The sequence below is a fragment of the Streptomyces sp. NPDC045955 genome (genome assembly GCF_056430805.1).
On record NZ_JBWKKY010000013.1, the window covers coordinates 92,976 to 106,422 of the forward strand.

General features: G+C 73.0%; 9 protein-coding genes and 1 pseudogene. 8 read left to right on the plus strand and 2 right to left on the minus strand.

From position 1 onward, the window contains the following. Positions 1–514: pseudogene (locus AC07F0_RS26385) on the minus strand (hypothetical protein); the annotation flags it as partial. On the opposite strand from AC07F0_RS26385, the gene AC07F0_RS26390 reads away from it, so the two are divergent. The 8 genes from AC07F0_RS26390 (at position 500) to AC07F0_RS26425 (ending at position 11,264) form a co-directional block, all read left to right on the plus strand. Then, positions 500–2,182: an ATP-binding SpoIIE family protein phosphatase gene (locus AC07F0_RS26390; RefSeq protein ID WP_478982541.1), complete on the plus strand. Its 1,683-nt coding sequence runs from the start codon at positions 500–502 to the stop codon at positions 2,180–2,182. The pseudogene AC07F0_RS26385 and the gene AC07F0_RS26390 sit on opposite strands and share 15 nt — an antisense overlap. A gap of 68 nt (positions 2,183–2,250) precedes the next feature. Further along, positions 2,251–3,909: a sugar ABC transporter ATP-binding protein gene (locus AC07F0_RS26395; RefSeq protein WP_478982399.1), complete on the plus strand. Its 1,659-nt coding sequence runs from the start codon at positions 2,251–2,253 to the stop codon at positions 3,907–3,909. After that, complete coding sequence (locus AC07F0_RS26400) at positions 3,906–5,039, plus strand: ABC transporter permease (protein ID WP_478982401.1); 1,134 nt, start codon at positions 3,906–3,908, stop codon at positions 5,037–5,039. Before AC07F0_RS26395 ends, AC07F0_RS26400 begins: the two co-directional genes overlap by 4 nt. 46 nt (positions 5,040–5,085) lie before the next feature. Continuing rightward, a complete protein-coding gene (locus AC07F0_RS26405; protein ID WP_478982403.1) occupies positions 5,086–6,249 on the plus strand; it encodes a substrate-binding domain-containing protein in 1,164 nt (387 codons plus the stop codon). Between the two features lie 169 nt (positions 6,250–6,418). After that, entirely contained in the window at positions 6,419–7,525 is a 1,107-nt protein-coding gene (locus tag AC07F0_RS26410) for an FAD-dependent oxidoreductase (protein ID WP_478982405.1), read from the plus strand. A gap of 144 nt (positions 7,526–7,669) precedes the next feature. Further along, a complete protein-coding gene (locus AC07F0_RS26415) occupies positions 7,670–9,070 on the plus strand; it encodes a cytochrome P450 (protein WP_478982407.1) in 1,401 nt (466 codons plus the stop codon). A gap of 396 nt (positions 9,071–9,466) precedes the next feature. Further along, positions 9,467–9,691 carry a hypothetical protein gene (locus tag AC07F0_RS26420; protein ID WP_478982409.1) on the plus strand — a complete coding sequence of 75 codons (225 nt, stop codon included), beginning with the start codon at positions 9,467–9,469 and terminating at the stop codon, positions 9,689–9,691. 157 nt (positions 9,692–9,848) lie between these two features. Further along, positions 9,849–11,264: an MFS transporter gene (locus tag AC07F0_RS26425; RefSeq protein ID WP_478982543.1), complete on the plus strand. Its 1,416-nt coding sequence runs from the start codon at positions 9,849–9,851 to the stop codon at positions 11,262–11,264. Positions 11,265–11,281: 17 nt separating this feature from the next. Here AC07F0_RS26425 and AC07F0_RS26430 read toward each other — a convergent pair whose 3' ends face one another. Continuing rightward, positions 11,282–13,270, minus strand: coding sequence for a GDSL-type esterase/lipase family protein (locus tag AC07F0_RS26430; RefSeq protein ID WP_478982411.1), 1,989 nt, complete (start codon positions 13,268–13,270; stop codon positions 11,282–11,284). Positions 13,271–13,447 lie beyond the last annotated feature (177 nt).

Consider the following 13,447-nt stretch of genomic DNA (forward strand, 5'->3'; position numbering starts at 1 on the left):
GGCGGTCGGTGACGGCGGCCGGGCCGAGGGCGGCAGGGGTGTGGCCGAAGGCGGTACGGATGCCGCGGGCGGCGGCAGGGGTGCGGTCGAAGGCGGTACGGATGTCGCGGGCGGCGGGGGCGGGGTCGACGGCGGTGGGGATGCGCTGTACGGCGTCGGGGGTGCGGCGGTCGGTGACGGCGGCCGGGCCGAGGGCGGCAGGGGTGTGGCCGAAGGCGGTACGGATGCCGCGGGCGGCGGCAGGGGTGCGGTCGAAGGCGGCATGGATGTCGCGGGCGGCGGGGGCGGGGTCGACGGCGGTGGGGACGCGCTGTACGGCGTCGGGGCGGTCGGTGACGGCGGCCGGGCCGAGGGCGGCAGGGGTGTGGCCGAAGGCGGTACGGATGCCGCGGGCGGCGGCAGGGGCGGGGTCGACGGCGGTGCGGACGCGCTGTACGGCGGCAGGGACACCGCGGGCGACCGCACCGGCTCGCCGTTCCCGGCCCGGGGGCTCGTCATGGTGGGCGAGCCGCACGTCGGGGCCTACGCCCTGGCCGCGCGCCGACGCCTGGAGCTGCTGTCCGAGGCCAGCGCCCGCATCGGCACCACCCTGGACGTGCGCCGCACCGCCGAGGAACTGGCCGAGACGGCGGTCCCGCGCCTGGCCGACTTCGTCACCATCGACCTGCCCGACGCCGTCCTGCGCGGCGAGGAGGCCGCCGACCCCCTCGCCGACCTGCGCCGCACGGTGCTGCACGGTGTCCGCGACGGCCTGCCCTTCACACCGCCCGGCAAGCGCATCGACTTCGGCCCGACCGCCCCCCAGCTGCGTTGCCTGACCACGGGCGAGGCGGTGCTGGAACCGGACCTGGAGGCCGCCGCGGGCTGGCTCGCCCAGGACCCCGAGCACACCGCGCGCCTGCTCGCCCACGTCCGCTCCCTCATCGCGGTGCCCCTGCTCGCCCGCGGTGTCGTCCTGGGCATCGCCAGCTTCTACCGCGCCGGGAGCGCCTTCGGGGACGACGACCGTTCGCTGGCCCAGGAACTCGCCGCCCGCGCCGCCCTGTCCATCGACAACGCCCGGCGCTACACCCATGAACGCGCCATGGTCCTGGCCCTCCAGCGCAGACTCCTCCCGCACGGTCTGCCCGACCAGGACGCCGTCGAGGTCGCCCACCGCTATCTGCCGGCCGAATCCGACGTCGGCGGGGACTGGTACGACGTCATCCCCCTCTCCGGCACCCGCGTCGGGCTCCTCGTCGGCGACGTCGTCGGCCACGGCATGCTCTCCGCGGCCACCATGGGCCGGCTGCGCACGGCGGCGCGCAGCTTCGCCGAGCTGGACTTCTCCCCGGACGAGGTCCTCACCCACCTGGACAACCTCGTGGGCCGCCTGGACCGGGAGGACCCCGACGGCAAGGGCGCCGGCGTCATCGGTGCGACCTGTCTGTACGCCGTCTACGACCCGACCGAGCAGCGGTGCCTCATGGCGCGCGCCGGTCACCCGCCGCCCGCACTCGTCCACCCCGACGGCACCGTGTCCTATCCCGACCTCCCGGCCGGGCCCCCGCTCGGTCTCGGGGGGCTGCCCTTCGACACCGTCGAGATCGACGTCCCCGAGGGCAGTCAGCTGGTGCTCTACACCGACGGACTCATCGAGGACCGCCACCGTGACGTCGACGTGGTGCTGGAGCAGTTGCGCGCGGCCCTGGCCCATCCGGAGCGGGCGCCCGAGGAGACCTGCCAGGCGGTCCTGGACACCGTGGCGCCCGCGCACCCGCACGACGACATCGCCCTGCTCGTCGCCCGCGTGCACGCGCTGGACCCCGGCCGGATCGCCGTCTGGGACCTGCCCGCCGACCCGGCGCTCGTCGGCGAGGTCCGGGCCTCCGCCATGCGCCGCCTGTCCGACTGGGGGCTCGACGAGACCGCGTTCGCCGCGGAACTGATCCTCAGCGAGCTGATCACCAACGCCGTCCGGCACGGCACCGGGCCCATTCGGGTCCGGCTGCTGTACGGGCGCACGCTGATCTGCGAGGTCTCCGACGTCAGCAACACCGCCCCTCATCTGCGCCGGGCGGCCAGCACCGACGAGGGCGGACGCGGCCTGTTCCTCGTCGCGCAGCTCTCGCAGAGCTGGGGCACGCGCTACCTCCCCGAGGGCAAGGTCATCTGGGCCGAGTGCGGGCTCGACGCCGCGTGAGGCGTTCCGCCGACCCGCGTGGGACTCACAGCAGCCGAAAGATGCCCGAAATGCTGTAATTTGATCGGGTGCGCGACGCTCCTGACACGCCGGTGAAGGCGGCTTCACCCTTCGGGCCGGAGCCCTTGGTCCGTATCCGCGGGCTCGGCAAGCGGTTCGGCGGGACCGTCGCGCTGGCCGGGGTCGACCTCGACGTCCACGCCGGCAGCGTGCTCGCTCTCCTCGGTCCCAACGGCGCCGGCAAGTCGACGCTCATCAAGGTCCTCGCCGGCGTCCACCCCGCCGACACCGGACAGATCACCGTGGACGGCATGCCCCTCGGCGGCCCGGACGCGTCCCGGAGCATGTCCTTCATCCACCAGGACCTCGGCCTCGTGGAGTGGATGACGGTCGCCGAGAACATCGCCCTGACCAATGGGTACGCGCGCCGGGCCGGGCTGATCTCCTGGCGGCGCACGCGCGAGCGCTGTGTCGACGCGCTGCGGATCGTCGCCGGGCACCTCGACCCCGACGCGCCGGTCTCCGGGCTCGCACCGGCCGAACGCTCGCTCGTCGCGATCGCCAGGGCCCTCGCGGCCCGCGCGAAGCTCATCGTCCTCGACGAGCCGACCGCCCGCCTGCCCGCCGCGGACAGCGCCCGCCTCTTCGGCGTCCTGCACGACCTGCGCGACCGCGACCACGCGATCCTCTACGTCAGCCACCGCCTGGACGAGGTGTACCAGGTCGCCGACACGTTCGCCGTCCTGCGCGACGGCCGCCTGGTGCGCCACGGCCGCCTCGCGGACCACGCCCCGGCCCGCCTGGTCCACGACATCGTCGGCGCGGCCCCGGAACCTCCAGCCCGCCCCGCTGGTGCTCCGGTCGCCGAACACCCGGGCGGCACCCCCGCTGCCGCCGGCCGCGCCGGTGCTCCGCTCGCCGGCCGTCCGGACAGGTCCCAGACCGGGGGTCGCCCCGCCGGTGCCCTGGCCCGCACACCTCCCGTCCTGACCCTCGACGGCGTGCGGACCGGGCGGGTCGGGCCGGTCAGTCTGGGGCTTGCCGCCGGGGAGGTGCTGGGGCTGGTCGGGCTCTCGGGTGCCGGGCACGCGGATCTGGGGCGCGCCCTCGCCGGGGACCGGCGCCTTCTCGGGGGGCGGGCCGTGCTGCACGGGCGGCCCTATCAGCCCGGCTCGGTCGCGGAGGCCGTCGCCCGTGGCGTCGGCTTCGTGCCGGGAGACCGGCTGCGGGAGGGCTGTCTCGCGGAACTCACCGTACGGGAGAACCTCCTGGCCAATCCCCGCGCGGGTGGAGGGCCGGCGCCGCGCTGGATCGGTCCCCGAAACGAGCGCGCCGAAGCCGCCGCCCTGATCGAGCGGTTCTCCGTGCGCCCCCGCGACAGCGAGGCCCCCATCGCCACGCTCTCCGGCGGGAACCAGCAGAAGGTCATGATCGGCCGCTGGCTGCGGACGGAGCTGCGGCTGCTGATCCTCGAGGAGCCGACCGCGAGCGTGGACATCGGTGCCAAGGCCGCGATCCACCGCCTGCTCGACGAGGCGCTGTCCGCGGGCCTCGCGGTGCTGCTCCTGTCCACCGACTTCGAGGAGGTCGCGAGCGTGTGCGGACGCACCCTGGTCTTCGTCCGCGGGTCCGTGACGGCCGAACTGAGCGGTAGCGCCCTCACCGTCACCGGGCTCACCCGGGCCGCCTCGGCCATGCCCCCGCTCACGTCCGCGACGAACCCATGACCGAGCCGCCCTCCCCCTCCCCGCCCCGCCCCGGGCGCCGGCGCGCCCCCGGCGGGCACCGCATCGGCGCCTACGGTCTGCTCGCCCTCACCGCCCTGCTCTACCTGGTCTTCTCCCTCACCCTGCCGGACACCTTCCCCACGCTGGACACCGTCGACTCGATCCTGTCCAACCAGTCGATCCCGGCCGTCCTCGCGCTGGCCGCCATGGTGCCCATCGTGACCGGCGCGTTCGACCTCTCCATCGGCTACGGCCTCGGACTGGCCCACGTCATGGTGATGCAGCTCGTCGTCAACGCGGGCTGGCCCTGGCCGCTCGCCTGCCTCACCGTGCTCGCCGGAGGCCTGGCCGTGGGCGTTCTCAACGGCGTCGTCGTGGAGTTCGGCCGGATCGACTCCTTCATCGCCACCCTCGGCACCGGCAGCATGATGTACGCCGTGACCGGATGGATCACCGACGGCAGCCGGATCGTCCCCGGCCCGCAAGGCCTCCCGCCCGCGTTCACCGACCTCTACGACTCCACGTTCCTCGGCCTCCCGGTCCCCGCCTTCTACGTGCTGGCCCTCGCCGGAGTCCTCTGGCTGGTGCTGGAGCGGCTGCCGCTCGGCCGGTACCTGTACGTCGTCGGATCGAACCCGCGCGCGGCCGACCTCGTCGGCATCCCGACCCGCACGTACACCGTCTACGCCTTCGCCGCCTCGGGCCTGATCGTCGGCTTCGCCGGTGTGCTGCTCGCGTCCCAGCAGCAGATCGGCAACCCGAGCGTCGGCCTCGACTACCTGCTGCCCGCCTTCGTCGGCGCCCTGCTCGGCTCCACGGCGATCAAACCGGGCCGGCCCAACGCCCTCGGCACCGTCGTCGCCGTCGCCGTCCTGGCCGTCGGCCTCACCGGCATCGCCCAGCTCGGCGCCGACTTCTGGACGGTCCCTCTGTTCCACGGCGGCACCCTGCTCATCGCCGTGGGCCTCGCCGGATACGCCGCCCGCCGCCGGCTGCGCGGCGGCGCCGCGGCCCGCGACACACCCGCCGCGCCGCCCCCGCCACCGTCTTCCACCCCGCCACCTTCCTCGCCGTCCTCCCCGCCACCGTCCTCCCCGAGGCCGGGCGGCACGGCAGGCACGCCCCCCTGACCCCTCGGCACCTCCCGCCGCGCCGATCCCCTCACAGGAGCCCCCCGTGCACCGCAACCGCAAGGCCGCCCCCGGAGCCCGCACCGCGCGGCTCGTCTGCTGCGCCCTGCTGGCGACGGCGACCGCCCTCGTCGGCTGCGAGCGCGGTTCCTCGGACGGCGCGGACGAGACCGCGACGGGCCCGAGCGGCTGCCCCGACGTCCAGGCCGGGGCGCGGGCCGCCGTCGCCCGGGCCGAGCGGACCGACATCCCCTGGGGCGGACCCACCACCGGCCCCGGGGCGGTGTCCGGCAAGACCATCGTCTACGTCGCCCAGACGATGACCAATCCCGGCGTCGCGGGCGCCGCGAGGGGGGTGCGGGAAGCCGGGCGGGTCATCGGATGGGACGTCCGGGTGATCGACGGCGGAGGCACCCCGGCCGGCATCCAGGCGGCCATGAGCGAGGCCGTCGCCCTCAGACCCTCGGGCATCGTCATCGGCGGCTTCGACCCCGACTCGACGGCACAGCAGGCCGCCCGGGCCAACGCGCAGCGCATCCCGCTCATCGGCTGGCACGCGGTCCCCGAGCCCGGCCCCAGCCGGCGGCCCGACCTCTTCACCAACGTCACCACCCGCGTCCAGGACGTGGCCCGCATCAGCGCGCAGTGGGTCATCTCCGACTCGGACGGCCGCGCCGGGGTCGTGCTCATCACCGACGCGTCGATCCCCTTCGCGAGGAACAAGTCCGACCTGATCAGGAAGGAGCTCAATAGGTGCCGGGGAGTGCGGCTGCTCTCCGTCGAGAACATCCCGATCCCGGACGCGAGCAGCCGCACCCCGCGGGAGATCTCCTCGCTGCTCTCCCGGTTCCAGGACCGGTGGACCCACTCCGTCGCCATCAACGACCTGTACTTCGCCGACGCCGCCCCCGCCTTCCGCGCGGCCGGCGAGAAGGGCTCGGGGCCGCCCTACAACATCGGCGCGGGCGACGGCGATCCGTCCGCCTTCCAGCGCGTCAACAGCCGGCAGTACCAGGCCGCAACCGTGCCCGAACCGCTGTCCCTCCAGGGCTGGCAGATCGTCGACGAGTTCAACCGCGCCTTCTCCGGCCGCCCGGCCAGCGGGTACACGGCCCCCGTTCACATCGCCACGGCCGGCAACAGCGAAGGCGCCACGACCTGGGACCCGTCGGGCTACCGGGAGGCGTACCGGAGGATCTGGGGGAAGTGACGGCCGGTCAGGTGCCGATCTCTTCACGGAACATGCACGGAACCTCGGGGACCCTTTAAGTTTCAAACGCTAACCTCGCCATCAGTCGAGTGGCCGCCGGGGGTCGATCCGAGCGGGGACCGTTCCGCGGCGGCACTCGCAACCCCCCACCAGGCACAGGAGACTGGGCGTGTACGACGGCGACGTAGTGGTGATCGGCGGCGGCTATGGCGGCGTCCGGCTGGCGAGGCGGCTGGATACGACGGCCCGGGTCACACTGGTGGACCGCAAGGAGGTCTTCTTCCACCGCGTCGCCTCCCTGCGCGCGGGTGTGCGCCCCGAGTGGACGCACACGCCCTTCATCCCGCACGACCGGTTGCTGAGGCGCGGCCGCGTGGTCGCCGGCAAGGCCGTCCGTATCGACACCGCCGAGCGGCAGGTCGTCCTCGCCACGGGCGAGCGGCTGCCCTACGACGTGGTCGTGATCGCCACCGGCGCCGACTACCCGGAGCCGGCCCGCTTCGTGGGCACCACCGTCGACGAGGCGGCCAAGTCGTTCGCCGAACACCAGCGCAACATCGCCACGGCCGAGCACGTCCTCGTCGTCGGCGGCGGCCCCGGCGGCGTCGAACTCAGCGCCGAGATCCGCCTCGCCCGGACGGACGCCCGCGTCACCCTCGCCCACTCCGGACCGGCCCTGCTCGACTCCACGGACAGCGCGCGGCCCGGACGCAAGGCCCTCGCGTGGCTGGAGGCCCATGACATCGAGGTACGGCTCGACTCCTTCATGTCGCCCGGCAACGACTTCGGCACCTACCGCGACGGCCGTGGCACCGTCATCGAGGCCGACCTGTCCTTCTGGGCGACGGGCACCACACCCAACACGCTCTGGCTCCGGCTCGCCGGACACGGCGACTGGCTGAACCGGGACGGACACGTCAAAGTCGACCGGACGCTCCGGGTGGAGGGCAGGCTGGACGTGTTCGCCGTCGGCGACGTGAACGACGTCAGCGAACTCAAGATCACCCCCGCCGCCCTCGCCCAGGCCGACATCGCCGCCCACAACATCCGCGCCTACCTTCAGAGTTCTGGCAAGCACCGCAAGGAGCCGCGCTTCTACCGGCCGGTCCAGCGCACTCCGCTCATCGTGCCGTTCGGCCCGGCCGACGGACTGACCGTGCTGCCCGTACCGGGCGGCGAGTCCGCGGTCCTCGGCAGCCGCACCACGGTCATGGCCAAGGCGAAGACCCTCATGACGCCCTACATGCGCCGCCAACTCGGTTACACCGCTGCCTGACCCACGTTTCACCCGCCGGATCACCCCGAGTCATTCCCACCCCCCGTCGTTACCCGCCGGTTGCCTCTGGGGTAGGGTCCCCACCGTTTCCGGCTACCGCCTGATGGTGCGCCGGTACAGGGCGTGTCGGAGGGTGGCAGGACGATGGACTCCCAGTGGGGTGACGGCGGATCAGTGGACCTGGACGACACGCGGCTGGAGGCGCTGAGTCCCGAGCCGCTGCTGACACGTGACTACGAGACGCGCCCCGCGCTCGTGTACGAGCGGCTGAGGCAGCAGCACGGTCCCGTGGCGCCGGTCGACCTGCTCGGCGTGCCCGCCTGGCTGGTCCTCGGCTACCGCGAGGCGCTCCAGGTCCTCCAGGACAACGACGGTTTCCCGAAGGGGCTGGAGAACTGGCGGGCCCGCTCCGAGGGCCGGGTGCCGGCCGACTGGCCGCTCGGCCCGTCCCTGGAGGTCAACCACATCCTGATCCAGGGCGGCCCCGGCTACCGGCCGCTGCGCACGGCCTGGGACGTGGCCCTCAAACCGTTCCAGGACCCGCGCCACCCCCAGGCCAAGCGCCTCAAGGCCGCCGTCACCGCCTACGCCGACGAGTTGATCACCCTGGTCGGGCAGGGCGGGAAGACGGGCGTGGCGGACCTGTCCGCGCAGTTCTCCCGGCCGCTGCCGCTGATGGTGGCCAGCCATCTGCTGGGCTTCCCCGGCTCGCAGGGCGACGACGCGCTGATGGACATGTGGCGCGTCCTGGACGCCGGACCGGACGCGGAGGCCGCACTGGAGCGCCTGCTGGCGACCCTGGCGGAACTGGCCGCGACGAAGCTGGACAAGCCGGGCGACGACTTCCCCTCCTACCTGCTGGCCGCGCACCCCGACCTGTCGCTCGACCAGCTGGCCCGCGAGCTGTTCATGCTGCTGGGCATGACCTCCGACCACGTCGGCATCCTCATCTCCAACACCGTCGTGGAGGTCATCTCGGGCGAGGGCAGTGTGCGCGCCAGCCTGTCCGCCGGGATGGTCAGGGAGGCCATGAACCGGTCCGTCATGCGCAAGCCGCCCCTGGTGAACTTCGTCCCGCGCTTCGCCGCCGAGGACACCCCGCTCGGCAACTACACGATCCGGGCCGGCGACCCGGTGTGGGTCTCCTCGGCCGCCGCGCACGCCGACCCGCTCTTCGCCGACCACGTAGCCTCCGGCACCACCATCAGCACCCGGGCGCACCTGTCCTGGGGAGCCGGGCCGCGCCAGTGCCCGGCGCGGGAGCTCGCCTCGACGGTCGCGGCGGCCGGTGTGGGGCGGCTGTTCGAGCGGTTCGACCACCTCGACCTCGCCCTGCCCGCCGACCAGCTGCCCTGGCGCTCCTCCCCGTTCATGCGCGGCCTGCGCTCGCTGCCGGTACGGTACGACCTCTCCCCGGCGCCCGTACGGCCGTCGGCCGACGGCCCTGCGCCCGAGGTGGCCGAAGAGGTCCTGCCGGACCGTACCGCCCGGCAGCGGTCCTCGCTGTGGCGCTATCTGACGGGCCTGATCCGCGGCGGCCGCTGACGGGGAGCGGGGCCGGAACACCCATGGCGTATCACCGTTCCTCCCGGTCCGGGGTGACGGTCTCATGCCGCACGCGTGACGAACGGTGCTGTTGCGCGGTTTCCCGCTCCGCGATGCTCGTCAGAGATCGGCGGGACAGGGCGCGAGGGCCCGCGGGGGCCGGGCAGGTCGACCCCGATGACCTGCCCGGTTCCACCCAGCCGTCGGCCCCGGCGACGACCTACACGTGCGGTGGGTGATCGGCGTCGCTGCGACGGTGTCGGCGTTCGGAGCGCTGTTGTGGCTGGGGCGGGTGCCGTCGTTCGGCTGGCTTCCGGACGGTGAGGCGGAACGGTGGGCTGTGGCGGTCGCGTTCGCCACGCTCGGCGCGACCGCGGTCCTCAGCGCGCTGGGCTGGTGGGCCGCTCAGGCCCCGGCGAGCCGGCCGCGGCGGGGCGCACGGTCCGTCTCCGCGCGAAAGCCACCGGCAGGGGACGGGTCACCCAGACCGCGGGCCACCACTACGACACGGGCCGGGCCGGCCCCGCTCCCGACCAGGCAACTTCGCCCGAGCACATCCGGATGAGGGCGACGGCCTCCGAGGACGGGCAGACCACCCAGACCGGGGGAGACCACACCTGACGTCACCGGCGCGCGGGTCATCGGCACCGACGTTGATCGAGTGGTGAGGTCCAAAGCGCGGGCATACCGTCGAACGGTGGACACCGCAGGCAGCAGCCCGCAGCCGGCTTCACCACAGGCGTCCACCACCAGGGAATCCGGTGGTGGCGGAAACGCGATGGCGCTCTTCGTCATCGCCTCGTGCCAGCTGATGGTGGTCCTCGACATCACCATCGTGAACATCGCACTGCCGCACATCCAGAGCGCGCTGGACTTCTCCACCACGAGCCTGGCCTGGGTGGTCAACGCCTACACCCTCACCTTCGGGGGCCTGTTGCTGCTCGGCGGCAGGGCGGGCGACATCCTGGGGCGGCGACGCGTCTTCATCTTCGGTGTGCTGCTCTTCGTCCTCGCCTCCCTGCTCGGCGGGCTCGCCCAGAACGCCGGTCAACTTCTCGGCGCACGTGCCCTGCAGGGCGTCGGCGGCGCCATCGCCTCCCCGACGGCCCTCTCCCTGATCAGCACCACCTTCCGCGAAGGACCCGAACGCAACCGCGCATTCGGCGTGTTCGCCGCGGTCTCGGCGGGCGGCGGAGCGATCGGCCTGCTCGCGGGCGGCATCCTGGTGGAGTGGCTGAACTGGCGGTGGGTGCTGTTCGTCAACGTGCCCATCGGCCTGCTCATCGTGCTCGCCACCCCGCGCTGGATCAGGGAGTCCGAACGCCACCCCGGGCGCTTCGACGTCACCGGCGCGCTCGCCTCCACCGTGGGCATGGTGCTGCTCGTCTACGGGTTCATCAGGGCCGCGCAGGAGGGCTGGCGCGACGCCCTCACCCTCGCCTCGTTCGCCGCGGCGGTCGTCGTCCTGACGGGGTTCATCCTGATCGAGCGGCGCTCCAGACAGCCCATCACGCCCCTGCACATGTTCGCCGACCGTAACCGCGCGGGCACGTACGGCATCATGCTGTGCCTGGCCGCCGCGATCTTCGGCATGTTCTTCTTCCTCACGCTCTTCGTGCAGAACGTGCTGGGGTTCAGCCCCCTCGAAGCCGGACTGGCCTTCCTGCCGGTCAGCGCGGTGATCGCCATCGGCGCCGGACTGGCCTCGCGGTTCCTGCCCGTCTACGGCCCCAAGCCGTTCATGGTGATCGGCGCGATCCTGGCCGCGGCCGGGCTGTCCTGGCTCACTCTGACCGACGTGCACTCCACGTACGCGGGCAGCGTCCTCGGCCCGATGCTCGTCTTCAGCCTAGGCATGGGCATGGAGTTCGTGTCGCTGACCCTCATGGCGCTGTCCAACGTGGCCACGCCGGAGACCGGCGCGGCCTCCGGGTTGCTCAACGCGACCCAGCAGGTCGGCGGTTCGCTCGGCCTGTCCATCCTGGTCACCATGTACGGCACGGCCAGCACCAACGAGGCCGAGAAGCAGCCGAGACCCGGGCCCGACGAGATCCTCACCGCAGGGGTCTCGGCCGCCTTCATCATGGCGGCGATCTTCACCGCGGTCGCCGCGCTGATCGCCCTGATCGTCATCCAGGTCCGGCCTTCCGACCTGGAACGCCTCAAGGGAGGGGCGGGCCCCGGCCCGTTGTGAGGCCCGCCCCGCTCCCGCTACCCTCCGATCTTCCCGGCGATGACCGGTGCCAGCCGGTCGGCGATGACCCGGTGCCCCCGGTCGTTGGGATGCACCGAGTCCGTGAGATCGCCCGAGCCCAGCCAGCCGGTCGTGTCGACGAAGGAGACCCGCGTGTCACCGCCGGCGACGGCGGCCTTCACCGCGGCCTCGGTCTGCGGGACGTACCGCCCGCGGAACGTCTCCAGCGCGAAGATCCACGCCTGCGGATACGCCGTACGGACCTTGCGCAGCAGACTGCCGTACGCCGACTGGAACTGCGCGGAACTCACCCCGTGCCCGACGTCGTTGGTGCCGAGGTTGATGACGACCGCGTCGGCCCGGTAGCGCGAGAAGTTCCAGTCGGGCGTCGCGGCGTTCGGATTGAGCTTGGTGAACTGCCGCTCGAGGCCCACACAGCCGTCCGCCGCGGCCACCAGGCACGCCCCGCCCTGCGCGATCTGCGTGTGCTCCACGCCCAGCCGTTCCCCGATCAGCCAGCCGTACGCGGTACGGGCGTTCTGCGAGGTCGTCGTGCCCACGGTGATCGAGTCGCCGACGAACTCGACCAACTTGGCCGGGGCCGGCGGGGCGAAGGTCGTCGCGCCGCTGTCCAGGACGAGCCCCTGGAAGACGGCGTCGCCCTTGTACGATCCGGCCACCACCTGGTAGTTGACCTGGAGCGTGTGGTTGCCGGAGGAGAGGGCCGACGGGGTCAGGTTCACCGTCCCCTTGACGTCGTCGTAGAACGTCACCGGCCCGTTGTCGATCCGCGCCCACAGATCGATCGTGCCCCGCTGCTTCAGCTTGACCGTCCTGCCGGTGAAGCCGACCCGGTAGTAGGCGCCCGCCCAGTACGGGGTGTAGGCGGTGGCGGAGCTGGTGGTGTCCCAGCGGCCGACGAACTTGATGTTGGGGTCGCCGGGCTGCCCGGGAGCCGCCGCCTTCACCGTGGCGCCGCCGCCGAGCCGGGCGCGGACGACCGGGGCCAGGCGCTCGGCGAACTTGGTGTGGCCCGCCTCGTTCGGATGCCCGTTGCCGTCCTCGTAGTCGGCGCCGTCGGTGAGCCAGCCCGAGGTGTCGACGTAGTGCACCCGGGCGTCACCGGCGCTGTTGCGTGCGCTGACGGCGGCCCTGGTCTCGGTGACGTAGCGCTTCTTCAGCGTCTGCACCGCGAAGAGGTGGGCCGCGGGGTACTTCGCGCGCACGTCCCGCAGGAACGTGGTGTACGCCGACCGGAAGTCGGCGCCGGACACGCCGTGCCCGATGTCGTTGGTGCCGAGGTTGATGACGACCGCGTCGGCCCGGTACCGGGAGAAGTCCCAGTCCGCGCCGCCCGTGCTGGCCGTCTTGAAGAACTGCCCGCTCAGACCGGTGCACCCCGACCGGGCCACCAGGCAGTACCCGGACCGGGCGATCTGCGTGTGCCGCATGCCCAGCCGCTCCCCGGTCTTCCAGGCGTACGAGTCCAGCGCCAGCCGGTCGGTCAGGGCCCCGGCGGTGATGGAGTCGCCGACGAACTCCACCAGCCCGGACGGGGCGCCGGCGGCGACGGTCCGCGCGCCGGAGTCCAGGACCAGACCCTGGAAGACGGTGTCACCGGAGCGGTAGGACAGGCGCAGGGTGTGGGTGCCGGGGGAGAGCGGCCGGGGGGTGAGGTTCACCGTGCCGCGCACACCGGCGTGGAAGACGTCGGGGCCGCCGTCGATGCTGGCGTAGAAGTTGACCGCGTTCCTGGCCCTGACCTTCACCGTGGTGCCGGTGAAGCCGGTCTGGAGGTAGCCGCCGGTCCAGTGGGGCACGGCCGCGGTCGAGGAGGAGGTGTCCCAGCGTCCGACGTACGCGATGTTGGGATCGGACACCGAGCCGTCCCCCGCCGCGGCCCGCGCGGGAGAGCCGCCCGCCAGGAACAGCAGACAGGCGAGCAGCGCGGCGGTCAGGAGAGCGGGCAGGGCGCGTCTGAGGGAGGTGTGGGAGGAGGTCTGCACGGGGTCCCTTTCACGTGGGGGGTGGTCTGGGAGCGCTCCCATAGGCAGCCTTCCGAGGGAAGCAGTGAAACGGTTCAGGCGTCAAGTAGTCGGGCGCGGGCGAAAGTTGCGCACGGGGTGTCCCACGCGAACCCGGTGTGACGGGTACGGCCGGGTGGCGGGCCCCGGAGCTTCCGT